This is a genomic window from Paenibacillus sp. FSL R5-0923 (assembly GCF_038009145.1).
Lineage (GTDB): Bacteria > Bacillota > Bacilli > Paenibacillales > Paenibacillaceae > Paenibacillus_AQ.
In genome coordinates, this window is sequence record NZ_JBBPAT010000002.1 from 403,849 (window position 1) to 430,293 (window position 26,445).

Genomic DNA, 26,445 nt, shown 5'->3' on the forward strand with positions numbered 1-26,445 from the left:
TACAGTATATTATCGAATCCGCTTCTTCTATGATTTGGAAGTAAGATTCACGAGCAATTCTATTCAGGAGGAGGTCAGTCATGTTTAAGAAGAAAGGTTTTTTTTATGAATTAAATAAGAATAAAATCATGTTTTTGATGATAGCACCGACACTGCTTTTTTTCTTAATAAATTCTTATGCTCCAATGGTCGGCATCTATTATGCATTCACAAGTTATGATTTTGCAGGTGGTTTATTTGGAAGTCCGTTTGTAGGATTAGACAATTTTAAATTTTTAACGCAATCTGGAATTCTGTTGAAGTTGACAATCAATACGCTTGGATACAACGTGGTTTTTATCATATTAGGTAACGTGGTATCTATAGGGGCAGCAATCCTATTAAGTGAAGTCCGAGGGAAGCTATTTAAAAAGTTATCACAATCCATTATGTTTCTACCCTACTTCGTTTCGTTTGTTCTGATTAGTGTTTTAGCGTTTAACATGTTTAATGCTGATTCCGGTTTTGTTAATCAGTTACTCAAATCGTTCGGATTGGATCCAGTAGACATATACAATACACCATGGCTCTGGCCATTTCTGATTACAGCATTTTATTTATGGAAGAACCTGGGGTATTCCATGGTCATTTATCTTGCATCCATCATGGGAATTAGCGATGAGTATTACGAAGCTGCCAAAATTGATGGTGCAAATATTTTTCAGCGAATCTGGTATATTACCATACCTATGCTGAAGTCAACATTTATCATTCTGCTCTTATTTGCACTCGGAAGCATTATGAAAGGTCAATTCGATCTGTTCTATCAGCTTGTCGGGAACAACGGAGTGCTCTTCAACGTTACGGATATTGTAGATACTTACGTTTATCGATCTTTGAAAGTTAATTTTGATATTGGTATGGCAACTGCTGCTGGTTTGTATCAGTCTATCTTCGGATTTGTAATGATTATGACAGTGAATTATATCATCAAGAAAATTAATGATGACTACGCATTGTTCTAAAGTAGGGAGGAGGGATTACATTGGATGACAACATTCTAAGTTCTAGAGTTTTCCGCATGATGGCTTACCTGATTATTATGATTTTTTCTTTGCTCTGTCTCTTTCCTTTCCTTCTGATCATTTCTGGCTCATTGACAGCCAATGAATCCATTATTCGCGACGGTTTTCACTTGATTCCTAAAGTGTTCTCGCTGGAAGGTTATGAAATGGTATTTATCTTTCCAACTCAGCTAATCAAGGCTTATGGTGTAACGATTTTTGTAACTGTGATTGGAACGTTGGTGGGATTGTTTCTTATTACGATGGCGGGTTACGTTCTGCAGAGGAAAGATTTCAAGTATCGCAATCATTTGTCCTTCTTCATTTATTTCACAACGCTGTTTGGAGGGGGGCTTGTGCCCTGGTACATCATGCTGACTACATACTTTGGGCTGGCAGACACCTATGCCGTACTGATATTACCTGGTCTTATGACACCTTTTCTCATTATTTTAATGAAAAACTTTATCAAATCTGCGATTCCGGAAGAATTATTCGAATCGGCCAAAATCGATGGCGCGAACGACTTTAGGATCTACTACAGTATCGTGCTGAAGCTTGCTATGCCTGGCATAGCGACTGTCGGTCTGTTCCTTGCTCTGACGTACTGGAACGACTGGTTCATGTCTTCTTTGTTCATTAATGACGTTAGCATGTATCAGCTTCAATACTACTTGTATAACACGATCAATACCATGATGTTCGTTTCTCAAATGGCCACTGGAACCGGTGTAACCCTAGGGCGTGACATTCCGACAGAGTCGACCAAGATGGCAATGGCGATCGTCGTTACTGGACCCATTATTTTCTTATATCCGTTTGTGCAGCGATATTTTGTGAAGGGATTAACGATTGGTGCAGTGAAGGGTTAGTACCGAAAGCAAACGAAAGGAACTCGTATGCGATCGGCTGACATAGATCATTTAATTAAGGGGAGGGTTAGTATGAGAAAAGGAAAAAAGAAATTGTTAACGATCGGCACTTCTTTATTCTTAACTGCAAGTTTGTTTGCTGGCTGCAGTAGTAATAGCACGAATACTAAGGAGGCATCGTCAGAATCAACAACGAATTCGAATTCGAATACCAGTACTCCAGCACCAGAAGCATCAGAAGCGACTGGAATCGACACATCCAAGAAAGTAGAGCTTCAGTTCTATATGCTGGGCGATGCCCCAAAGGATTTAAATCTCATTCAGGATGAAGTTAACAAAATGGCATTAGAAGATTTGAATGCAACCGTCAAATTCAACTTCACAACCTGGACAGACTGGGAGTCGAAGTATAAGCTTCTGTTGTCCTCAGGGCAGCCGATTGACCTGATCTTTACGGCAGAATGGACAAATTACCAGTCATATGCGGTGAAAGGGGCTTTCCTTCCGCTAGATGATCTCCTACCGAAGGCTGCACCTAAGCTACAAGCATATGTACCACAGGATTTCTGGGAAGCAGTCAAGGTTGATAAGAAAATTTACACCGTTCCAGCTATCTGGAAGGAGTATGTAAATGATGGTATTGCCTATCGGGAAGATTTGCGTAAAAAGTATAATTTGCCAAAGCCGGAATCACTCGAAACGCTAGAGCAGTATTTGGATGGCATACGCAAGAATGAACCGGATATGCTACCTCTGGCGGATACTGAGGTTAGTCATGTAGATTCCATCCGTCAAATGACTACTACGACTGTGAATACCAACGATAAAGTTCCATATGGACTTAATATCATGTATGACACTCCAAGAGACGTAACGAGCTATTGGGGTTCTCCACAGCATTTGGAAGATTTAAAAATGTTCAGGAGCTGGCAAGAAAAAGGCTACTTTATGAAAAATATGCTGAACATTAAAGATAGTGGTAGTGATATATTTGCCGCCGGTAAAGCCGCAGCGATTTTGGGAAGTGAGAATCCAAACCGCTTTGGTGATGCTGTTGTCAAAGTGAAATCACTGCACCCGGATTGGGAGCTAGGCTATTCCCCATATCCCAATATGAAAGGGTTCTCTTCACCCGTTCACCCGATTCATAATGGCTTTGCAATTCCACGCAGCAGCAAAAACCCAGAGAGAGCGCTTGCTTTCTATGAGAAATTGGTCACGGATAAACGCTACAATTGGCTGACGCAATACGGTATTGAAGGCAAGCATTTTGAAATTGAAGATGGGAAATATTATAAAATGCTTGGTGATGCCCAATCAAATGGATTCACAAGAGAAGGTATGAATGGATGGGCATGGAGAAATCCGGAGTTCATGTTGTTTGATAAGAGCTATCAAGCTGTGTTAGACATGTTCGATGAAATGGATAAGATAGCAAAACCGAATATTTTCCAAGGTTTCGGAGAGGATTGGACGTCTTATCAAGCAGAGAAGGCGGCCCTTCTACAAGTTGAAAAGCAATACTTATATCCTTTGAATGATGGTATGGTTAAGGATGTTGAAGCCGGCTTGAAGTTATTTATGGAAAAGGCGAAAAAAGCTGGTCTCGATAAAATTCAAGCGGAATACACGAAGCAATGGTTGCAGTATTTGGATGATGCAAATATTAAGTGAGTGAGCCAGTTTAGAGTGTTACTCGGAGAGAACAACAGGAATAACGTCTGTTGTTCTCTTACTATTAAGGGGGATAATATTTATGAAGGTTCTTTTTCATGGAACGGCTGCATTTGAAGGAATTCCCTCGTTATTCTGTCATTGCGAGACTTGTAAGAAAACCAAAATACTTGGTGGGAAAAATATTCGTACACGCACTTCGGTCTTGATTGATGAAATACTTAAGATTGATTTTCCGGCGGACACCTTACATCATTCCATTCGTGATTCTGTAGATATGGATAAGGTTCGCGATTTATTGTTTACACATTCACATTCCGATCATTTGTATCCTGAAGATTTACTGATTCGTGCGCTTGGTTATGCTCAATTTAATGAAGAGGAAGAACTTCATCTATACGGTCATGATTTGCCTATTAAGCACTGTAGTCAATTGCTTGCCACGGAAAGGCATCGCTTCCAATTTCACAACTTGAAGCCCTTTGAAACCGTACAAACACAAACAGCTACGATTACGCCATTGCTTGCCAATCATGATTCAAAAGAAACTTGTTTATTGTATTACATAGAAAAGGATGAAAAATCCATTTTCTATGGTCACGACAGCGGTTGGTTTCCCAAACAGACTTGGGACTGGTTGAAAGGAAAAAAACTGGATCTTGCTATTCTAGAATGTACGACTGGGAATGCCCCAAATTGTGAAGTTCACATGAATGTTGAGGATACTCTAAAAACACGGGAATGGTTAATCGAGAATTTTGTTATGAAAGCAGAAGGGCGAATCGTAGTCACTCATTTCTCTCACAATGCTCATCTGTTGCATGAAGATTTGGTTCATATTTTTGAGCCGAATGGGATTACAGTAGCATTTGATGGGATGCAACTGGACATATGAGTTAGCGCATAAGTGAAATGAGGATATTTCTATGATTTCAATGGCAGTCTTTTTAGTTTTATTTTCAGGTATTACCCATGCGGTATGGAACCTATTTACAAAGAGAAGTCTGAATAAATACGTATTTCTCTGGTCGATTCATATTGTTGGTGCACTTGCTCTATTACCTTATTTTATTATTGAGCTGCTCCAAGTTGAGCTTCATGCGGAGACACTTTGCTATATGGCGATATCTGCTTTATTTCAAGGGTCGTACTTCATTTTCCTCTCTAAATCGTATTCCTATGGTGATTTATCGCAGACCTATCCAATCATGCGAGGGACTGGTGTCATGCTGGTGACCTTGTTAAGTGTTGTGTTATTCGGGGATTCCTTAACTCTAGTAGGCTGGATAGGCTTTTGTTGTATCATAGTAGGGCTCTTTATTATTAGTGGAATCGTTAATCGTCATGCAAATCAAGGGAAAACGACTCATTCTATATCCATTCTTTATGCAATTGTAGTAGGGATGTGTGTTGCGGGCTATACATTAATGGACAAACTAATTGTCCAGCAATTATCTCCACTATCAACGCTTGAATTATCCAATATTAATTATGTAATCGTCGCTTTCTTCATGGTTATAAGAGCCGGTCGTGCACAAATTATAAGGGAATGGCAACAAAACTGGAAAATGATCTTGATTGGTTGTATTTGCTCGCCAGCTTCTTATTTTATGTTTCTGATGGCAATGAAGCTTGCTCCACTAGCTTCAATTGCGCCAATACGAGAAATTGGAACGGTTGTAGGTACGATTCTTGGCATACTTGTACTAAAAGAGAAGCAAGGAGTGCGAAGAATTATCATGTCGGCTGTGATTACCTGTGGGATCATCTCCATTGCCATATGGGGATAAGTTGATTTTACTAGAATTGAGGACTACGTTCTGACCGTATAGGGTAAAAATGAAAGGCCTCTCGTAGGAATACGAGAGGCCTTTCATTCTGTTAAGCATTAGATAGTTTTATACTGTCTAATTGACGGGGCAATTCACAGGTGAATATGCCTCATTCTAATTCTTGCTCTAAAACAGTTTTTACTAAACGACGTACTTCATCTGTTGATCTTGTATCCATTAATTGGTTTCTTAATTCGCTTGCGCCTCTAAATCCACGAACATAGATTTTGAAAAAGCGAAGAAGTGGTTTAAATGAACGTGGCTCGAGTTCATTTGAATATTTATCGTGAAGATCCAACTGTAATAGAAGTAAATTGAGAAAATCCTTTGGATTATGTTCTTTAGGTTCTTTTTCAAAAGCAAATGGATTGGTGAAAATGCCGCGGCCAATCATGACGCCATCAACGCCATATTGTTCTACTAATTTTAATCCTGTTGCGCGGTCAGGAATATCTCCATTAATAGTTAATAACGTATTTGGAGCAATTTCATCGCGTAATTTTTTTATTTCAGGGATTAGTTCCCAGTGTGCATCTACTTTACTCATCTCTTCTTTTGTACGAAGGTGAATGGAAAGGTTCGCAATATCTTGTTTCAATATATGTCCTAGCCAATCGCGCCACTCGTCAATATCAGAGTAACCCAATCTTGTTTTAACACTAACCGGCAATCCACCTGCTTTTGCTGCTTGAATAATTTCTGCTGCAACCTCAGGATGTAGTATTAATCCAGCACCTTTTCCATTGGATGCGACGTTTTGTGCGGGGCATCCCATGTTTAAATCGATACCGCGAAAACCAAGTTTTTTCATATCAATACTCATCTGTTCAAAAAATACAGGTTTATCACCCCAAATATGAGCGACAATTGGTTGCTCATCTTCTGTGAACGTTAATCGACCACGTACACTTTCTTTTCCTACAGGGTGACAATAGCTTTCTGTATTAGTGAATTCTGTGAAAAACACGTCGGGTTTGGCAGCTTCACTAATGACGTGACGAAATACAACATCTGTGACATCTTCCATTGGTGCTAATATAAAAAACGGCTTCGGTAAATCAAGCCAAAAGTTTTGTTCGTTACTCATATTATCTCCTCTTGTTGCGATATATAAAAACATATAAGTTATAGCAAAGACCTTTTACCCAACATACATATTATCATTTTTTTTCGTTTATTGCACAGAAGAAAGGAGAATACATACAGCGAAATCAATATACATAGCTTATAGCTTGAAGTGCTAAAATAAGATGTATAAAGCTTTATTAATGGCAACATGAGATAACAATACAGTAGAAGTGGTGAAGATATGGGGATAACTGTAAAAGATATGCTGCAACTTCCTTCCTTTCGAGGAGCAAAGGTGCTAACTGGAAATAATAATCTACATCGCACCATTTCTTCTTTATCCGTACTAGAGGTTTCAAATGCGGATTATTCTTCTCGAATTGTCCATTCCATTCAAGAAGAGTGGTATGCGGAAGAGATAGTGATCAGCTCTTTTTACTCCATTAAGGACAGTGTAGAGAAACAGTGTGAAACGATTGAGTACTTGCACGAGCTTGGAGAAGTAGGATTGATCTTATACTATGTAGGAATTATCATTCCTGAAGTAGCTGACGAGGTACTGCAATTAGCAGAGTCCAAAAATTTCATCATCATTTGTATGCCGGAAAATGATTTTTCACTTCGTTACAACGAAGTGATTTATGAAGTGATGGAAGCGATTGTTCTGAACAATCAGACGATCAATGATAATTTTGTAAATGAAGCGTTAGAGAAAGTATCCCTTTTGCCAGAACACTCACGGAGCGTCGAAATTACGCTGAAAATATTGTCTGATCGGCTGAAAGCGAACGTCATCCTGACGAACACCCAGTTAGATATCGTAAATCAAGTAATGTGGCCCCGTAATTCATCGTTAAACGTGGGGTATATTATTGAGACCTTCGCCCCCTATTTGATGAATATGACGAAAGGACAAACAGAGCCTGTTTCAAATTGCTATGTGGAATACAAGAGTATTCATCAAAAAAACGGAGAAGCGCTGCATTTATTTTTGATTAAAGAGAACTCAAAATTACCTGCGAAGACCATCGATAAAATCAGCGAGGTTGTACAAGTAGCGATCAATTTGTGGGGGGATAAGCATAACGAGGTTAGCGAATATGCCTTGGTAAAAGCAATTATTAATGATGAAAGCGAAAAAATGCGAAGACTGGCTCATTTTCTCCACATTGATGTCTCTTCCATTCAGATGATGTGGTTAGTATATATTCACGATTTATCGCAAGAGAAACAAATTCGTGAAGAGCTGGAAGAGCATTTGTTCAAATATTATAAAACGGCGGTCATTCAAACTATCGATCATTGTATAATAGCCCTTATGGGAAATTGCTCTTACAAGTACAATGAGTATGAAATTGCAGGGGAGTATATTGACACGACGAATTCAGCCCCGCTTATTTCCGAAATGGTCTATGCTCCCCGAATGAGAAATACACAAGATGTACGACGCATGTATCGGCTGGTGAACAGTGTGGGACGGAAAGTCCATCTGATGTATGAGCATCGTAAATTGTACACAGCAGCCGAGATGCGTTCTATGAAACAAGCTATTGAGTTAAGTGAACAGGGAGAAGAAATACTTGAAGAATGGATGTCTGTGATTGACCCCATTCTAGGTGATCCAGAGTCGATAAAAACACTCATAACCTTCTTGTTAGATGCAAAGGGGAATTTTGATAACTGTGGGAAAATGCTGTTTGTTCATAAAAATACAGTAAAATATCGTATTAGAAAGATCAGTGAATTAATTGGCTATGATGTAACCGTCAACTCCGAATCTTACGATGTGTATATCGCTTGCATGATTTATCGACTCACACATAGCTAGTATAATCCGTAGTTTTTGTCGAATAAGACAAAAATCACGGATTTTTTTTTATTTTAGAAAAAGACGTAATCTCATGGTTCCTTCTATAATAAGAAAAATTACTTTTCGAGGAGGAGAACTAACATGAGAAAGGACGGAGCACCTCAGTCTTGGTTCACTCTGGGGATGGTATGGGCCGGAGCGGTGATCAGTATACCTGGCCTCCTGGTTGGGAATACGTTGATATCTGGTATGAGCTTACCTATGACATTATTGATCGCTTTTTTAGGGTACGCCATTATCGTTGTCCTTATGATACTTCAGGGGATTCAGAGTACGGATCTTGGGAAAACAACCGTTCAAGTCGCAGCCCAAGTCTTTGGCAAAAAAGGCTCGCGAACGATTTTATCCATTATTCTCGCTATTGCTTGCCTCGGTTGGTTCGGGATTCAGGCTAATGTATGCGGGGCGGCACTGGCGAACCTGCTGGCGGAGTATGGAGTGATAGTCCCAGTTCCCCTTGCTTCTTTAATTAGCGGTTTGGTTATGGTGATCTCAGCAATGTACGGAATGAAAGTGCTGAGAGTACTTAGTTATATTGCAGTACCTTTATTAATCGTGATTTGCATATATGGTTTAGTTCAAGTGTTCACTATGGATTCCGTGCAGAACATTTGGAGCTACCAGCCTGAGAAGCATATGAATTTCATGGATGGCTTAGCTGTAACAATAGGCTCATTTGCCTTAGGGGCTGTCATTGCAGGCGACTACTCTCAGTTCTCAAGAAAACGTTCTGACGTATTAAAAGCAGCGTTAATCGGAATTGTTCCTTCTGGCGTACTGATGATTAGTGTGGGTGCTATTTTATCGATTGCTTACCAGACTAGCGATATTGCGGCCGTCTTTATAAATATTACAACGCCTTTTATTGGGGGTACTGTTTTGATTCTGGCTGCTTGGAAAACGAATATGGTCAACGCAATCTCGGGTGGATTTGCGCTTACCAATGTATTGCATATTTCCAAAGAAAAAGAGAAATGGGCAGTAGGGATTGCTGGACTCATCGGGACTGTACTCGCTGTGATCGGTATCTTGAATTATTTCACGCCAGTGATGTCGATCTTGTCAGCTATGGTTCCGCCGGTAGCAGGGGTAATGATTGCATCCTATTGGATCATGAATAAAGGCGATAAGAATCGTTGGAAGGAAACAGAGGGCGTTAATCGTCTAGGGGTATTTTCTTGGCTGGTCGGATCCATTATTGCTTGTATGCCCGTTGTGCTGTCCTTTTTCCCAAGCTTACCTCAATTATCAAATCAGCCATTACTCGGTATCGTCATTTCATTTGTCTTATATATTGTCTGCTACCGATTTACTGCCTCAAAAACTGTCATATTGGAGGGAAATAAATGAGATATTTAGATAAACAATCGATTGAACATATTGCCGTAGGCGCTGCATTTTTAGGCACAGGTGGAGGAGGAGATCCTTACATCGGTAAACTCATGGCTCTTTCGGCTATTGAAAAGTACGGACCTGTAAGACTTTACTCTGTGGATGAAATCGAGGATGAAGACTTTTTCATTCCTTCCGCCATGATGGGTGCGCCTTCTGTATTAGTGGAGAAATTTCCGAAAGGCGATGAGTTTGTTAAGGTATTTCAGATGCTGGCCAAATATTTGGGCCGAGAAAAAATTACAGGCACATTTCCGATGGAAGCAGGCGGAGTCAATTCGATGATTCCGATCGTCGTTGCAGCACAGCTGAATTTACCGCTTATTGATTGCGATGGGATGGGTAGGGCATTTCCTGAATTGCAGATGGTGACGTTTAACCTGGATGGCATTTCGGCTGCGCCGCTCGCAATTTCGGATGAAAAAGGGAACATTGGTATTTTTGAGACGATCGATAATAAATGGACCGAACGGTTAGCCCGTACAGCTACTGTGGAGATGGGAGCTAGTGCTTTGGTAAGTCTGTATCCAACGACTGGGGCTCAAATCAAGAACAGCGGTGTCCATAACATCGTGACGCTATCTGAGCAGATTGGAGAGATCATTTCTTCAAACAACAGAGATGCAAAAGACAAGCTTGAAGAGCTTCTAAACCTGACATCCGGTTACGAGCTGTTTCAAGGGAAAATAACAGATGTCATCCGGGAAACCAAAGGCGGCTTCAATTTTGGGGAAATGAACCTAGAGGGCATTGAAGGAAATAAAGAGGAGCAGATGGAGGTGTATTTTCAAAATGAGAATCTGCTTGCCAAGAAAAATGGCCAGGTTGTAGCCATGACCCCGGATTTAATATGCTTAGTCGATTATGAAACTTTATTGCCTGTTACAACAGAGAGCTTGAAATATGGAAAACGCGTACGCGTCATTGGCTTACCGGCACATCCTAAATGGAGAACGGAAAAAGGAATCGAAACGGTAGGACCGAGATACTTTGGGTATGATTACGATTATGCTCCTATTGAAGAATTGGTGAGTAAGGCGGTGGCTAAACATGTTTAGAATTGGAATAGATGTAGGTGGCACGAATACCGATGCTATTATTTTGGACGAGCAAAGCCGATTAATTCATAGCGTTAAATCCCCAACGACACTGGATATAAAAACGGGGATTGAGACGTCACTGCGTAATATATTGAAGGAAGCGAGCATTGATAAAACGAAAATCACACATGCAATGCTTGGGACAACACAGTGTACTAATGCCATTGTGGAACGGAAAAAATTAGCCAAAGTTGGTGTGATTCGGTTAGGATTCCCTGCTACCGCTTCTGTTCTGCCATATACGGCTTGGCCTAAAGACATGGTGGAAAAACTATCAGGAAACTATGCATTAGTTCATGGTGGGTATGAATATGATGGTAAGTTGCTCAGTGAGCTTGATGAGGGGGAGATTAAAGAGCTTCTAGTCGAATGGCGAAATAAAGTAGAATCTATTGCGATCATTGGTGTGTTCTCATCCATCAAAAATGATCAGGAGCTCAAGGTTCGAGACTTAATCTGGGAAGCATACGGGAAAACTTATCCGGTTTCTTGCTCCTCCTTGATCGGGTCTGTTGGCCTGATTGAACGTGAGAATGCAACTATACTGAATGCGGCTTTATGCAAAGTCATCGAGATCACTAGCACAGGTTTTGAAAATGCGTTAGAAGCAGAAGGGATTCAAGGCGCGGAGGTGTACTTATGCCAAAATGACGGTACACTTATGTCGATTGAATATGCAAAGCAATTTCCGATCCTTACGATTGCCTGTGGACCAACAAATAGCATCCGGGGAGCTTCTTATTTAGCGAACATTAAAAATACGATGGTACTCGATGTTGGTGGCACCACATCGGATATCGGTGTCTTACAGGATGGATTTCCAAGAGAGTCTTCTGTAGCAGTGGAAGTAGGAGATATTCGCACGAACTTTAGAATGCCAGACATTATCTCTGTAGGACTTGGCGGCGGAAGTATTGTTCGCGTAGACAATGGAAAGATTACAGTTGGGCCGGATAGCGTGGGCTATAAGATCACAGAAGAAGCACTCGTATTTGGTGGAAGCACCCTGACTACGACGGATATTGCGGTTCGCCTTGGGCTAGCTGATGTGGGAGATAAAAGCTTAGTAAGTCACATCGATGAACAATTTTCCAAACAAGTCCTATCCGTAATTTCTTCGATCATAGCCAAGGCGATTGATAAGATGAAAACTTCTTCCGAGGATGTACAGATTGTACTCGTAGGCGGGGGCGGTGTTATTATTCCAGATGAGATTCCAGGCGTAGCCAGCATTATTAAAGTAGAGAACGGTGGAGTTGCCAATGCCATCGGTGCATCAATTTCTCAAATTAGCGGACAGTATGAACAAATATATATTTATTCACGAGAGCCGCGAGAGCAGTCATTAAGAGATGCTGAGGAAAAAGCGGTGAAACAAGCGGTAATGGCAGGAGCCGATCCAACGACGATTAAATTGGTTGAGGTTGAAGAGACACCACTTGCTTATCATCCGGAAAATGCAACCCGATTAAGAGTTAAAGTTGTAGGTGAAATGAGTTAGAGACCTTTTGAACAGCTCTTTGAAGCAAAATAATTCTATGATGTAAAGCTAGAAGCTTCTCATGAGTTCTTTGAACTTGTGTGAAGCTTCTTTTTTTATGAAAATAGGATTGCTCAATATAGTCTAAATGAGTATTATGAGTAAGTATGTTCATATAAAAATAGAGATAAATAGGATGGAGAGCACCATGACAACATCACGACAGAACGCATTGATTTTTTCGTTTACTTTTATGGCGTTTATTTTGGGTACGACGGAGTATATTATTGTTGGTTTACTCTCGGAAATATCCTCGAGCCTAGGAGTAACGCTTGCGACAGCTGGGGGGTTAGTATCTGGTTTCGCAATCGCTTATGCCATTGGCACACCCATTATGATGTCTTTGTTCAGCCGTATCCCGAAACGGATTACGATTCTTGTATCGCTTGTATTGATTCTGCTGTTGAATTTGTGGAGTGCTATAACTGGAACCTACAGTATGCTGCTAGTGACTAGAATAGTTACTGCCGTACTATGTGGTTTTGTTCTTTCTGTAGCCATTACGGTAGCGAATGAAGCGGTGGACCCGGAGAAAAGAGGCAAAGCGATCGCTACAATTTTGAGCGGTTTCGCTGTTGCGAATGTATTTGGTGTACCGATCGGCACTTTTGTAGGGCAGTATTTCAACTGGCCTGCAGCATTTGTACTAAATGGGGTATTAGCCGGAATTGCCATAGCGCTAAATTATGCCTATATTCCACGCAAACTACCGAAGCCTGTACCTAGCTCACTTAAGGATCAGATCGAACTGCTCACGAATGGACGCATTATTCTTGCGTTTCTCATTCCAGTTACGGCAGTGGGAGCGGTGTTTGTGATGTACACGTACATTACACCATTGCTGGAGCAAGTGATGAATATTCCTAAGAGCTCGGTTAGTGGCGTACTGTTTGTATACGGGATTGCCACGATTGTCAGCAACTGGATTGGAGGCAAGGTTGCAACCGGAAATGCGGTAAGTAAGCTTAGATTCGTATTTCTTATCCAAGCTGTGGTCTATATCGTCTTTAGTTTGACCGCATCGATCTCGATTCTAGGAATGATCGTACTAATGATGCTCGCCGTAATGTCGAGTATTGTTAGCGCACCAGCCCAGCTCTATTTGATAGATTTGGCCAAGCAGTATTCACCAAGATCGAAGGACCTAGCTGCATCATTGAATCCAGTAGCGTCTAACCTGGGAATCGCAGGAGGATCCGCAATTGGTGGAGTGGTTGCCCAGCATGGAGGATTAATCTCCCTTCCTATAGCTGCTTCCATCCTAGCGATATCAGCATGCGTGATTGCTTTGATATGTTATAAGTTGGATCAGCAAACTCAAGAAGGGGTTATTGCTCAGCATCATAACTTAACCTGAAGAGAAGTTATAGAGGTCGTCGGAAATCATCCGGCGGCCTTTTCGTATATCAACAAGTAATCTAGTAAAACAACACAAAAAATCCGTCGGAAGGAAAAATCCCATAGACGGATCGTGAGTTATTATATGCAAATCCAACCAAGGCCGGGGATTTCTTTCCAAGTGCAGTTACCAGGGCCGCTGCCAGAACCACTACCAGAACCACTACCAGGTCCCCCGCCAGATCCACTACCAGGAGTAGCTGGCATTGTGGGAAACGGCCCTTCAGCCATGGATATCATTTTTACGTCAATGACAGCACTTTTGCCATCTGCAAATAGCACACTAATTGAATCAGCATTAACTGTATTGACATAGGCTACAACCTTTTGACCACTACTTAAGGTGAAAATGCCCCATTTTCCGAGGAAAGGTTGAATATCAGTGATGGTTAGATATGCAAATACTGGGCCACCACTAGAATGCGTCTGCATTCCTGGTAGTTGGGTGCCGCTTCCAGGATATATGGGCATGGGTCCGCCTGATTGCATGCCACCTGGAGTCATTGGTTGGAATGGGGGGAAACTACGACCTGGGCACACATAGTACGGATTTCTGAAGTAAAAATATCCCACTTATTAACCTCCTTAGATACCTCTAATTAACAGATACCTAAAGTCTATGCTCCTGCCTATGTATTGGTGTATGACACGAATAAGGGCTTCAACTTTACTTTAATTGACTATATTCATAATTGTGTTATAATTCAAACATATGTTATTAATATAACAATATATATTGGTAATGTAACAAATGAAATATCCTGGAGTTATTAGAAGGAGGAGTGTGATTCAGAACAGTAGTTGTTCCTGTGAGTTATTGGGGGAAAACCTGATTTGTAGCGGAAACTGAGGAATTGCAACTTAAACCGATACATATTAGGAGCACTTATTAGTTGCAGTTGCACGCACCTAGAGCTCGGTTCTTCACCTTCAATGGCTATGGAAAAACTAGTTACATGTAGTGCAATAACAATTGTTAGAATATTAACATTTTAAACGTTTTATAATTAATTATTAAGGGAGAAGTGAACAGAATGGACGTTAAAGATATATTAGGAAAAGTAGATCATACCCTCCTTGATGTTACTGCTACATGGGATGATATAAAGAATTTATGTGATGATGCGATGAAATACCAGACGGCCAGTGTTTGCATCCCAAGTGCTTATGTTAGAGAAGCTGCAAATTATGTAGAGGGCAAAATAGCAATATGTACAGTTATCGGATTTCCGAATGGTTATAGTACACAAGCCGTTAAAGTATTTGAAGCAACAGATGCAATTACAAATGGAGCATCGGAAATTGATATGGTAATCAATGTGGGCTTCTTAAAAAGTGGACGTTATGAGGAAGTTTGCGACGAAATACGTGCCATTAAAAATGCATGTGGAAGTAGAGTATTAAAGGTTATTGTTGAAACCTGTTTGCTCACCCAAGAGGAAAAAGTGAAAGTATGTGAGCTTGTTACAAAAGCTGGTGCTGATTATATCAAAACATCCACTGGATTTTCAAAAGCTGGAGCAACTAAAGAGGATGTCAGCCTGTTTGCACAGAACATAGGTCAGAATGTGAAGATTAAAGCAGCTGGAGGCATTCGCTCTTTGGATGATGCTAAAGCATTTATCGATTTGGGTGCAGACCGTTTAGGAACTAGTGCCATCGTTAAAATTGTAAAAGGGCAGGAAGTATTGGGGTATTAGATATGGTATAATTCTGATAATTATACTTTATTATTAGTAGTTAGGATGAACCGGCATGGATAAGCAAGAGAGAGTAAATACAATTGTATCAATCCTAAAAAATAAAAGTGGCGCATCCATCAAAGAACTTTCACATCAACTTGATGTCACAGAAATGACTGTTCGCCGAGATATTAAATATCTAAAAGAAAATAAAATCGTTCAAGTTGTTTCAGGTGCGGTTATTTATAATGGTTCTGACCCTAATGAGAATAAACAAGATGAATATGATTTGACAACTCAAAAAAATAATCGAGCATCAGAAAAATATAATATAGGTAAGTTAGCAGCTTCACTAATCGAGCCTAACGATATTATTTTTATTGATATTGGTACAACAACTGCTCAAATCATCGAACATATTCCGTCAAATCATTCTGTGGAAATTGTTTGCTGTACTATGAACGCATTAATTGAGATTCATAAAAAAGGATTTAAGGATTTTATTCTTATTGGTGGTCATTACCGTCCAGAACTTCAAATGTTTGAAAGCAGAGAAGGGTTGGATTTAATAAGTAGAACACGAACAACAAAAGCATTTATTTCTGCTGCTGGAGTTAATGCTAAATTAGGCATTACTTGCACGAACAGTTGTGAAGTGGACACAAAGAATGCGGCAATTAATTGTGCTCTTGAGAAAATTTTAGTGATTGATTCCTCTAAGTTTGATATGGTTAAATCCACTTACTTTGCTTCGTTAAATGATTTTGATGCGATTGTAACCGATAGAGGTTTATCAGAAGAGTGGAATGAGAAAATCAAACAATTAAATATTTCTCTTTATCTAGCTTAGAAATTCAGCGCGTGCCGGTACTCAATCGGTGCGCGCTGTTCCATGAGGGATATAAATTTTTTGTTTGGATTTTCAGGATTTTTTCGCGGAATTATTAAACAATTCTACGCCCGTCATTGAACTCGTCTCTTGGTCTGAAGTCGGTAATCGCGTGGAGTTAGATTACAGCTTCGGCGGAAGCTTTGTGAGAAATAGCTTTGGGAAGAAAAACCAGTAGATTCCGCAATTTGAGAGATGGAGAGATCCGTGGTTTCTAGTAACTCCTTACTGGCACGAAGCCTGACATCAATTAAATAATTGATGGGTGACATCCCATAATATTTTGCAAAGGTATGCACCAGATAATACTTGCTGAAATGTGCTTTTTCTGCCAGATAGTCAAGTGAAATCTCCTCTGAATAGTTAGAGTCAATATAACGTTTGATCCTGCTACATACCTTGTTAGCCTTTTGAGTAGCCACGACGGAAAATGGATGGCCAGAGTTTCTCATTAATATAGTGACTACAACCTCTAGTAAGTTTTGACAAATGGCCTCATAGTTTGCATCTTTATTTTCCGTTTCCCGAAGCATGGCGTTGAAATAGAAGAATAACTCATCCCTCTGATTACGATAATTGATGATCTCATGATTACGGCTAGCACTTCGATCGCCAAAGTCAAAGCTCATCCCCTCAACCGCAAGCACGACATATTCAAGTGGATCACTACTAACCGATAGCTCGGTATGCTCCACATTCGGGTTCACAATAACTAGATCGTCTTGCTTCACTGGATAGATTTCATCCTCTACAATGAAGTTTCCCCGCCCGCTTCGGACATAAAAAAGCTCGGAAAAATTATGAGAATGACGCATGCTGTACCAATCACCTTCATAAATAGAGGAACTGACATAGATTAACTTGGCGGGAATTTCTCCACGTCCTTTACCAGGTAGCGAATAACGTACATTTCCCAAATAAGGTCAGTCCTTTGCGTTGATATAAGCTTACTTTACCACAATTACTAGACTGCATAACAATAAATTGAAATAGTCAATAATTTATAAAAAAATTCTAATAAAGCAAGATATATAAAATGAACGGCAACATGTTTGTTGAAAGAAACTCGAACGATCGGATAAGATGAATGAGTAAGAAAGCTCCTATGTATGCGGTTTACAGCATCAATAAAAAGATAAATATGGAGGGTTATTATGAGAAAAGTTCTTAGCCTTGCACTTACAGCTGCACTGTCTCTAAGTCTTGCGGCCTGTGGTGGTAATACTGAAAGTAATTCTAGTTCCACATCTACAGATGCCACCAACACATCGAAGAACTCTAATTCGACTGCCGAAACTCGTACTCTTAAGCTAGCCGCTTTAGAAACCGCTTACGGATCTGATGTATGGAAAGAGGTAATTTCTGGATTCGAAAAAGCTAACCCTGGTGTGAAAGTTGAATCAACGATCGACAAAAGCCTTGAAGATGTTATCGGACCTGGTATGAAATCAGGAGATTTTCCTGACGTCATCCATCTTGCCGTAGGTCAGCCTAAAGGTTTGACAGAAACCTTCATTAAGGACAATAACCTCACTGATCTTACAGACGTACTTTCAATGACTGTTCCCGGTGAGAGTGCTACCGTAAAGGACAAGCTTATTCCTGGGTTTACGGATACAACTATTACGAACCCTTATGGTGATGGGAAAACCTTCCTAATGCCAATGTTCTATAGCCCAACGGGTCTGTTCTACAATGCTGACTTACTTGAGAAGAAAGGCTGGGCGGTCCCTACGACTTGGGATGAAATGTGGGCATTAGGAGACAAAGCTAAGGCTGATGGAATTGCATTGTTCTCCTATCCAACGACCGGTTATTTCGATTCATTCTTCTATGCTTTGCTTAACGAAGTTGGGGGTCCTGATTTCTTCACCAAAGCGACGCATTACACAGAAGGAATATGGCAAACACCAGAAGCAACACAAGCATTTGATATTATTAATAAGTTAGCTTCCTATACTGAAAAAACAGTTCCGGCGAATGGAAATAAAGACAACTTCACTAAGAATCAACAGCTTATTCTTGATAACAAAGCTATCTTCATGCCAAACGGTACATGGGTTGTTGGTGAAATGGGTCAAGCACCTCGTGCTGAAGGATTTAAATGGGGATTCACTGCTCTACCAGCTGTAAAAGCTGGTGGTGATAGATACTCCTACACCTTCTTTGAACAAATCTGGGTTCCTGCGAAAGCTAAAAATGCAGATCTTGCAAAACAATTTATTGCTTATCTTTATTCAGATGAAGCAGCAGGCATTTTTGCTAAAGTAGGTGCAGTCCAACCTATTAACGGTATGGCAGGCAAATTGGAAGGTGACAATAAACTCTTCTATAGCATCTATGATGGTGGTGCAAAGGCAGCTATGGGGGCATTTGCTACAACAGATCCGGTTGAAGGGGTAAGTATTTCGGATACCGTATTTGGTACCGTGGATTCCCTTGTGACTAAGGCTAAGACACAAGCACAGTGGGTTGAAGCGATTACGAAAGCAAGCGATCAGTTACGTGGAGCGTTGAAATAATTAAAGGCAATGCTGGATACCAATTCAATCTGTGAACAATGGTGGCATGCGCGAAGCTGCCACCATTATTTTTACCTTAAGAAGGAGATGGACCAATGGAAATCAAGAAAGGACAAGGGCGTTTTATTTTCTTCTGTATTGCTCCCGCCATAATCCTATTCGTTGTTTTTCTAATTATACCTACAATCAATGTATTCCGTATGTCCACGTACAAATGGGGTGGATACACAGATGACAAAACCTTTGTAGGGCTGCAAAATTTCGAGAAGCTTTTTCAAAGTGATAAATTTTATCAAGCGTTTCAGAACAGTCTTCTACTTATCATTTTAGTTACGATCATTACGTTTGCTTTTGCTCTAGTGTTCGCGTCCATGCTTTCACGAGAAAATCTAAAAGGACAAAATGTATTACGAGTTATCTTCTACATCCCGAACATTCTATCTGTTGTTGTTATCAGTGCAATATTCTCTGCAATTTATGATCCAAATAGCGGACTGCTAAATGCATTCTTAAATTTATTCCGCGAAGCAACATCAGACCCAACACTTTGGTTGGGTGATCAGAAAATCGTTATTTTCTCACTCGCAGGCGCTATGATCTGGCAGGCTATCGGTTATTACATGGTTATGTATATGGCAAGTATGGCAAATATCCCTGAAAGCTTATATGAATCCGCTGACCTTGAAGGTGCAAGTAGGATACATCAATTCTTCACTATTACGATCCCTTTAATCTGGACAAATATCCGTACAACCCTTACCTTTTTCGTCATCAGCACAATCAATATGAGCTTCCTATTTGTTGTGGCGATGACCGGAGGCGGGCCTGACGGTTCTACTGAGGTATTCTTGAGCTATATGTACAAAGAGGCGTATACCAACTCTTCGTATGGTTACGGTATGGCAATCGGTGTAATTGTGTTCCTGTTCTCATTCGCACTAGCTGCTATCCTAAACGCAGTCACTAGACGTGAACATTTGGAATATTAAGGAGGGGACAACTTGAATAATAATAAACTCACACATCATGGAGCCGGCGATAAGTTGTATAAGGTCCTCATCTATGTTGTGCTGATCCTACTAGCAATTATCATCATCGTCCCTGTAGCTTGGGCGTTTATGGCCTCCATCAAACAGAATGTAGAGTTTTATGCTAATCCTTGGGCTCTTCCAAAAGGAATTTATCTACAAAACTTCGCGGATGCTTGGCAGAAAGCTAAGATGGGCAGTTACATGTTCAACTCCGTAATCGTAACTGTGATTGCGATCGCGCTTCTGCTGGTCATTGCCTTACCTGCTGCATATGTGCTTGCACGTTATAAATTCAAGGGAAGCGTCATCTTGAATTTGATGTTTATGGCAGGATTATTTATCAATGTGAATTATATTGTTGTTCCGATCTTCCTTATGCTCAATAACGGTGACAAGGTCGCTCGCAATTTATTTGGACAGCCGATACTCCTGAATAATTTATTCATTCTGGCACTTGTCTATGCTGCAATGGCGCTTCCGTTCACGATTTATCTATTGGGGGGCTACTTTAAATCATTACCTAGGGAATTTGAAGAAGCTGCTTCTGTAGATGGTGCAAGCTATTTCCGAACGATGGTGCAGGTTATTATGCCAATGGCTAAACCTAGCATTGTAACGGTTATCTTGTTTAATTTCCTCTCCTTCTGGAACGAATATATCATTTCGATGACTTTACTGACGAAGCCAGGACTTCGAACATTACCAGTTGGTTTAATGAATCTCATGGCTGCTCAGAAATCAGCTGTCGAATATGGACAAATGTATGCAGGTCTAGTAATAGTCATGCTGCCAACCCTTATTCTTTATATGTTAGTACAAAAGAAGCTTACCCAAGGCATGACCATGGGCGGGTTGAAAGGTTAAGGTGATACCATGAGTAATCCGTTACGCAATTTGTTGATGCTGATTGTCTTCATCTTCGCGCTAGTACTCGTTATTATTGGGCAAAAAAATATTGGTGCACCCGGGCTCGGAATTATGCTACTGGGGCTGGCACTTCTAATAGGTCTTCTCTGGTTCTATAATCGGAAATTTAAGTAAAGGGAGAGTTATGAAAGATGAACAAAGGACGGGTCACGATACCCACAGATCTGGATGTTATTCCTGAAACGATAGAAGTTATGAAGCGCTGGGGCGCGGATGCAGTACGTGATTGCGATGGTACTGACTTTCCCGCAGAATTACGGGATATCGATGCTAAGGTGTATTCCACTTACTATACCACTCGTAAAGAAAATGGATGGGCAAAAGCAAATTCGGATGAAATCCAGCAGATGTATCTTATGACGCCTTTTTATACAGCTGAAGGCTCTAGTCTAATTATCCCTTTAATGAAGGGACTTTATCCAGATATGCTGAAAGTGAATACTCGTGACGATATCAAGCGCTGGTGGGAAGTTATCGATCGTACCACAGGAGATGTGCTATCGACTGAGCAATGGAGCTATAACGAAGAAACGGGCAGTGTTATTATTCAAGCAAGTCCCTTCCACGATTACACGGTTAGTTTTCTAGCCTATATTATGTGGGATCCCGTTCATATGTACAATGCGGTCACGAATGGTTGGGAAAATGTTGAGCCTCAGATCACCTTTGATGTTCGCCAACCGAAGTCGCGTGAGTTCACAATGCAACGACTACGTCAATTTATTGATGAACATCCATATGTCAATGTCATTCGATTTACGACTTTCTTCCACCAATTCACACTCGTCTTCGATGAGCTTGCACGTGAGAAATATGTGGATTGGTATGGTTATTCAGCATCGGTTAGTCCTTATATTCTTGAACAATTTGAACAAGAGATGGGCTATCGGTTTAGAGCAGAATATATCATTGATCAGGGCTACTATAATAATAACTATCGCATTCCGACCAAGGAGTTCCAAGACTTTCAGGCATTTCAGCGGCGTGAGGTCGCCGTGCTTGCTAAGGAATTAGTCGATATTACTCACGAATATGGAAAGACAGCCATGATGTTTCTTGGTGATCACTGGATTGGTACCGAGCCATTTATGGAAGAGTTCTCATCGATTGGGGTAGATGCTGTTGTCGGTAGTGTAGGCAATGGTTCCACCCTTCGGCTGATTAGCGATATACCTGGTGTGAATTATACAGAGGGACGTTTCCTACCGTATTTCTTCCCGGATACGTTCTATGAGGGTGGAGATCCTGTACGTGAAGCCAAAGTAAACTGGGTCACAGCAAGACGAGCGATCCTTCGTAAGCCGATTGACCGAATTGGTTATGGTGGATATTTGAAGCTGGCACTGGATTTTCCGGATTTCATGAGCTACATCGAGAGTGTGTGTGATGAATTCCGTACTTTGTATGATAATGTACACGGAACAACACCGTACAGTGTCAAAACCGTTGCAGTACTCAACTGCTGGGGTAAAATGCGTGCATGGGGTAATCATATGGTTCATCATGCCCTTTATCAAAAACAAAATTATAGCTATGCAGGGATCATAGAGACGTTATCTGGTGCACCCTTTGATGTCAAATTCATTAGCTTTGATGATATTAAGAATGACCCCTCTATCCTTAAAGGAATCGATGTCATTTTGAATGTAGGGGATGGCGATACGGCCTACACAGGTGGGGATTGGTGGCTGGATACAGATATTGTAACAGCAGTGAAGCAATTTGTTCATGAGGGCGGAGGATTCATTGGAGTGGGCGAACCCGCAGCTCATCAAGCGAACGGAAGGTACTTCCAGCTTGCAAGCATCCTCGGTGTAGAGCAAGAAAAAGGATTCACTCTCGGTTATGATAAATATAACTGGGAAGAGCAGGATCATTTTATTACTGAAGACTTCGGAGTAGATGATAAAGGAAAGAAGATTATCGATTTCGGTGAAGGAAAGAAGAATATATTCGCTCTCGAAGGCACCACTGTCCTTCGTCAGGTTGATAAAGAAGTTCAACTTGCAGTGAATGAATTCGGTAGTGGACGATCTGTCTACATCAGTGGATTGCCTTATAGTTTTGAGAACAGTCGCTTACTTTACCGTGCAATTCTCTGGAGCACTCACAGCGACCACGAGCTAAATCGCTGGTTCAGTGAAAACTATAATGTTGAAGTTCATGCCTATGTTAAAAATGGTAAATACTGCGTCGTGAACAACACTTATGAGCCACAGGAAACTGTCGTTTATCGTGGTGATGGCTCTAGCTTCTCACTCAAGCTGGAAGCGAATGAGATCAAGTGGTACGAAATCTAAACATAAAATCAGCACAAAGAAGCTGTACCAAAGTCATGAAAATGGCTACTTGGTACAGCTTTGTCTTTTAATTAGGATTAACGTGTTCGCTTAGGTGAACGCTTCCGCTTTTATCTCTTTGTATGCGAAACGGGTACGCCTCCTTGCTACTTTATACTTTTAAACTACTTTCTTATATGTTATAACTAATGCTACATTCTGAAGATCATTTGGCATTTGATTAGTTGAGGGGAGATTTAGTTTTTGCATTCACCACAGACACAAGACAACAAGAGTTCGTTATATATCATTTTACTCATTTCGGGGATTGTTCTGATAGCCTTTAATTTACGCCCTGCGATTACATCGGTAGGTCCATTAGTAGGCGTTATTCAAGAAGATGTGGGGCTTGCACACTGGAGTGCAGGTTTATTAATGAGTATACCTTTGATATCCTTCGCTGTTATGTCGTCTCTCGTTCCTAGAATCGCTGCTCGTTTATCCAACGAGAAGACGCTATTGTTAGGTTTGGTTATTCTTTTGGTCGGAATTTGCATTCGTTCCATTTCAATGACACTCTTTATTTTCTTTGGTACGCTATTGATTGGAGTAGGGATAGCCATCGGAAATGTTCTATTGCCGGTAGTTGTGAAGGAGAAATTCCCACAAAAGTTCGGTCTAATGACAAGTATCTATTCCACTTCAATGGGATTGTTCGCATCGTTAGCATCAGGTATTAGTATTCCTCTAGCCCATGGTCTGAAGCTTGGGTGGGACGGAGCCTTAATCGTATGGGGAATTCCGACAATCATAGCGATCGTGGTATGGATCCTTCTAATTAGATTAAATCCAGCCAAAGATAATGCAGTGAAAAGTGTAAGGATCAGTGCTAAGCAAATCTGGCGTTCACCACTCGCTTGGAAAATAGCGCTATTCATGGGATTTCAGTCTTCATTATTTTATATAACGATGTCTTGGTTACCTGAAATCTTATATAACTATGGCATAAGTAGGGGTACAGCAGGCTGGTTATTATCCTTCACACAAATTGTTGGCGTACCTGTTAGTTTTCTTGTTCCGATTCTTGCAGGACGACTACGCTCTCAAGTATGGATTGCATTCGCATTAGGCATGTGCTCCATTGTTGGTTATGGTGGTCTAAGCATGGGCTCATCTTACCCCATAATGATCCTAAGTATTATCTTGATTGGTATCGCTTTGGGAGGGAATTTCCCATTGGCGCTAAGTTATATCGGAATTCGTGCCCGAAACGGAAATCAAGCTGCAGAATTATCTGGAATGGCTCAATCCACGGGATATATGCTTGCAGCCATAGGACCTATATTGATCGGTTATTTATACGATATGACCCAAGTGTGGACGATTCCACTGATCACACTGATCGTTATCTCTGGAGTAGTTACAACGTTTGGAATGTTGTCTGGCCGAGATAAGTATGTATAAAAAGACTCCCCATGTAGTAGACAGGTGTAATAATGAACCCTGCTGCTGTATGGGGAGTTTTTTTAAATCGTTTTATTTAAAATACTAAATATCTTTAGCGCTATTTGAATTCGTAGTAATTCTTCTGAATGCTTTAAGTCCAGATTTAGGATTTCCTTTATTTTCTCAATGCGATAGATAAGTGTGTTTCTGTGTAAAAACATAGCCTTTGAAGTTTCGGTGACATTCAGATTGTTAATAAAGTAATTTTCTAAAGTTAACATGTAGCTTGTACCATGTAATTGATCATGATCATACACTTTACCTAGACACTTCCGAAAAAATTCTTCTAAGGCAACGACTTTGATATTAGCTTCCAACAGATGGTAAACTGAATAATCTTCGAAATGTGAGACCTTGTTTTGAAGGTTTTTTTGTTGCATCAATTTAATCATTTCGTTCGCCTCAGAAAAGCTATTATGCAGCGAGCTGATTGTACTGTATTGCTGACCAATGCCTATTAAGAGTGTTTCCTTCGTTCTTTCAATAAGTACCTCAAGCAGTTCATTTGCATATAACTTGGCATCACTAATCGCAACAGGAGGTCTTTCTTCATTTTGCCCTACTAGAATGATGACTCTATTATTTCTATAAAAGCACTTTATTTCTCCAATCGCTTTATGCGACAAGTCATAAATGATGTCCACACATTTTTTTGCAATGGACTCCATTTTATACTTTCCGATAATCATATCTTCAAACTTGTCTGCTTCATTCATTTCAATATTTATCACCATACTGTAATACATATAGCCCGGATTTAATCCATGTAAATAACATAAGGTTTGCAGCGCTTCATGGGATGATATTTTCCCCGAAAGTAAATCATCAATGGAGTCCTGCTTAATTCTTATTTCAAGTTCGCTAATTTCCTTTGCTTTGATCAGCTCGAGTGCCATGATGGTGGAGGCTTGCTGCAAAATAATGTAATCAAATTCTGATAGCTCTTGCACTGTCTGCCAAATCACAATATAGCCATAAATATAGTTAGAAGCAGCGACAGGAATCACTCGACATTTTATTTCTGCACCTTCTGAATGATAGGTCCTCTTAATAGACTTTTTCATTTCATTTAGATTGGTAGGAATAGTATCGATGAACGCTTTATTAAAAACAGGCTGTCGATTTGAAAAATCAAGATAATACTCAAGAGGACTGTTGTTCTTCGCATGTTCAGTGTGATGCAATAATCGCCAATCCTTGTCTACGACAATAATAGGATTACTAATCGTTTCGGATAACATGGAAGTTATTTTGGCAATACCACCGCCTTCGAGGGTGATTTTGAAGAACAAGTTATGTATATCTAAAGTCTTTCTATTGAGCAAATCATATCTTCCGGAAACCTTCTCATTAATGATCGAGATCATGTTAGAGAGTGTGTATTCAAAGGGCAGTTCTAAAAGGGGCAACCCATACTTATTGGCTTCATCAATCATGTTCTGAGGAAGCTTGTCAAAGTACCGTTTCATTTTTACAACCAATCCTGAACAGTTCAGCTCCGCAAGTTCCTTAATAATTCGATTTTGTAGTTCTGCATTATTTTTAAAGATGTAGCCTGTAGATAAGAGTAGTTCGTTAGGTGAAAGCCAGTCAAAGGCGTCAGGATTCTCAATAATGTTAACGATGGATATGGATTTATCAATGCCTTGTTCTCCAGCAACAATTTTTATTCCCTCTATAGCCTTGATCTTCATTAAGTCTTTAACAGTTAGCAATTTTTGGCACGCTCCTCAGACACACTTTTAACACATTCGCTTGTATAACATGCACAAATAGGATGCACTCTTTTTGGTTCGCTTAAACGATGACGATCCCTACCA

Annotated in this window: 22 protein-coding genes; 18 read left to right on the top strand and 4 right to left on the bottom strand. The window is 40.4% G+C overall.

Going from position 1 to position 26,445, the window contains the following annotated elements; genetic code table 11:
* Positions 1-80 precede the first annotated feature (80 nt).
* From MKX35_RS26790 to MKX35_RS26810, 5 genes are all read left to right on the top strand, one after another.
* Positions 81-1,004 (top strand): ABC transporter permease, encoded by a 924-nt coding sequence (locus MKX35_RS26790; protein WP_081382824.1) that lies wholly within the window; start codon positions 81-83, stop codon positions 1,002-1,004.
* A gap of 56 nt (positions 1,005-1,060) precedes the next feature.
* Positions 1,061-1,915, top strand: coding sequence for a carbohydrate ABC transporter permease (locus MKX35_RS26795; RefSeq protein WP_371915721.1), 855 nt, complete (start codon positions 1,061-1,063; stop codon positions 1,913-1,915).
* Positions 1,916-1,987: 72 nt separating this feature from the next.
* The gene (locus MKX35_RS26800; protein WP_076283938.1) at positions 1,988-3,589 is read left to right on the top strand and encodes an extracellular solute-binding protein; all 1,602 of its coding nucleotides are present in this window, start codon (positions 1,988-1,990) and stop codon (positions 3,587-3,589) included.
* Positions 3,590-3,671: 82 nt separating this feature from the next.
* Positions 3,672-4,484, top strand: coding sequence for an MBL fold metallo-hydrolase (locus MKX35_RS26805; protein ID WP_076283939.1), 813 nt, complete (start codon positions 3,672-3,674; stop codon positions 4,482-4,484).
* A 31-nt stretch (positions 4,485-4,515) separates the two neighbouring features.
* A complete protein-coding gene (locus MKX35_RS26810; RefSeq protein WP_076283940.1) occupies positions 4,516-5,379 on the top strand; it encodes a DMT family transporter in 864 nt (287 codons plus the stop codon).
* Positions 5,380-5,530: 151 nt separating this feature from the next.
* Here the strand turns inward: MKX35_RS26810 and MKX35_RS26815 are convergent, their stop codons facing one another.
* Positions 5,531-6,508: a tRNA dihydrouridine synthase gene (locus MKX35_RS26815; protein WP_076283941.1), complete on the bottom strand. Its 978-nt coding sequence runs from the start codon at positions 6,506-6,508 to the stop codon at positions 5,531-5,533.
* 222 nt (positions 6,509-6,730) lie between these two features.
* On the opposite strand from MKX35_RS26815, the gene MKX35_RS26820 reads away from it, so the two are divergent.
* The 5 genes from MKX35_RS26820 (at position 6,731) to MKX35_RS26840 (ending at position 13,748) form a co-directional block, all read left to right on the top strand.
* Complete coding sequence (locus tag MKX35_RS26820) at positions 6,731-8,317, top strand: PucR family transcriptional regulator (protein ID WP_076283942.1); 1,587 nt, start codon at positions 6,731-6,733, stop codon at positions 8,315-8,317.
* A 123-nt stretch (positions 8,318-8,440) separates the two neighbouring features.
* Positions 8,441-9,709, top strand: a complete 1,269-nt coding sequence (locus tag MKX35_RS26825) for a cytosine permease (protein WP_076283943.1) — start codon at positions 8,441-8,443, stop codon at positions 9,707-9,709.
* Positions 9,706-10,809, top strand: a complete 1,104-nt coding sequence (locus tag MKX35_RS26830; protein WP_076283944.1) for a DUF917 domain-containing protein — start codon at positions 9,706-9,708, stop codon at positions 10,807-10,809. Before MKX35_RS26825 ends, MKX35_RS26830 begins: the two co-directional genes overlap by 4 nt.
* On the top strand, positions 10,802-12,352 hold the full coding sequence (locus tag MKX35_RS26835) for a hydantoinase/oxoprolinase N-terminal domain-containing protein (RefSeq protein WP_076299173.1): 1,551 nt from the start codon (positions 10,802-10,804) through the stop codon (positions 12,350-12,352). The genes MKX35_RS26830 and MKX35_RS26835 overlap by 8 nt, the downstream gene beginning before the upstream one ends.
* A gap of 187 nt (positions 12,353-12,539) precedes the next feature.
* On the top strand, positions 12,540-13,748 hold the full coding sequence (locus MKX35_RS26840) for an MFS transporter (RefSeq protein ID WP_076283946.1): 1,209 nt from the start codon (positions 12,540-12,542) through the stop codon (positions 13,746-13,748).
* A gap of 122 nt (positions 13,749-13,870) precedes the next feature.
* Here the strand turns inward: MKX35_RS26840 and MKX35_RS26845 are convergent, their stop codons facing one another.
* On the bottom strand, positions 13,871-14,362 hold the full coding sequence (locus MKX35_RS26845; protein ID WP_076283947.1) for a hypothetical protein: 492 nt from the start codon (positions 14,360-14,362) through the stop codon (positions 13,871-13,873).
* Positions 14,363-14,823: 461 nt separating this feature from the next.
* Between MKX35_RS26845 and deoC the strand changes: the two genes are divergently transcribed.
* Positions 14,824-15,489, top strand: a complete 666-nt coding sequence (deoC, locus tag MKX35_RS26850; RefSeq protein WP_076283948.1) for a deoxyribose-phosphate aldolase — start codon at positions 14,824-14,826, stop codon at positions 15,487-15,489.
* 55 nt (positions 15,490-15,544) lie between these two features.
* Entirely contained in the window at positions 15,545-16,321 is a 777-nt protein-coding gene (locus MKX35_RS26855) for a DeoR/GlpR family DNA-binding transcription regulator (protein WP_076299174.1), read from the top strand.
* A gap of 113 nt (positions 16,322-16,434) precedes the next feature.
* Here the strand turns inward: MKX35_RS26855 and MKX35_RS26860 are convergent, their stop codons facing one another.
* Complete coding sequence (locus MKX35_RS26860; RefSeq protein WP_076283949.1) at positions 16,435-17,277, bottom strand: AraC family transcriptional regulator; 843 nt, start codon at positions 17,275-17,277, stop codon at positions 16,435-16,437.
* A 237-nt stretch (positions 17,278-17,514) separates the two neighbouring features.
* Here MKX35_RS26860 and MKX35_RS26865 point away from each other — a divergent pair, with 237 nt between their 5' ends.
* The 6 genes from MKX35_RS26865 to MKX35_RS26890 all read left to right on the top strand — a co-directional run bounded on the left by MKX35_RS26865 (position 17,515) and on the right by MKX35_RS26890 (position 24,583).
* On the top strand, positions 17,515-18,882 hold the full coding sequence (locus MKX35_RS26865; protein ID WP_076283950.1) for a carbohydrate ABC transporter substrate-binding protein: 1,368 nt from the start codon (positions 17,515-17,517) through the stop codon (positions 18,880-18,882).
* A 95-nt stretch (positions 18,883-18,977) separates the two neighbouring features.
* Positions 18,978-19,871, top strand: a complete 894-nt coding sequence (locus MKX35_RS26870) for a carbohydrate ABC transporter permease (RefSeq protein WP_076283951.1) — start codon at positions 18,978-18,980, stop codon at positions 19,869-19,871.
* A 12-nt stretch (positions 19,872-19,883) separates the two neighbouring features.
* On the top strand, positions 19,884-20,777 hold the full coding sequence (locus MKX35_RS26875; protein WP_042124581.1) for a carbohydrate ABC transporter permease: 894 nt from the start codon (positions 19,884-19,886) through the stop codon (positions 20,775-20,777).
* Between the two features lie 9 nt (positions 20,778-20,786).
* A complete protein-coding gene (locus MKX35_RS26880) occupies positions 20,787-20,954 on the top strand; it encodes a DUF6903 family protein (RefSeq protein WP_170880250.1) in 168 nt (55 codons plus the stop codon).
* 17 nt (positions 20,955-20,971) lie between these two features.
* The gene (gnpA, locus tag MKX35_RS26885; RefSeq protein WP_076299175.1) at positions 20,972-23,140 is read left to right on the top strand and encodes a 1,3-beta-galactosyl-N-acetylhexosamine phosphorylase; all 2,169 of its coding nucleotides are present in this window, start codon (positions 20,972-20,974) and stop codon (positions 23,138-23,140) included.
* 243 nt (positions 23,141-23,383) lie between these two features.
* Positions 23,384-24,583, top strand: a complete 1,200-nt coding sequence (locus MKX35_RS26890; RefSeq protein ID WP_076299176.1) for a CynX/NimT family MFS transporter — start codon at positions 23,384-23,386, stop codon at positions 24,581-24,583.
* A 62-nt stretch (positions 24,584-24,645) separates the two neighbouring features.
* On the opposite strand, the gene MKX35_RS26895 is transcribed toward MKX35_RS26890, so the two are convergent.
* Complete coding sequence (locus tag MKX35_RS26895; RefSeq protein ID WP_076299177.1) at positions 24,646-26,340, bottom strand: PucR family transcriptional regulator; 1,695 nt, start codon at positions 26,338-26,340, stop codon at positions 24,646-24,648.
* Positions 26,341-26,445 lie beyond the last annotated feature (105 nt).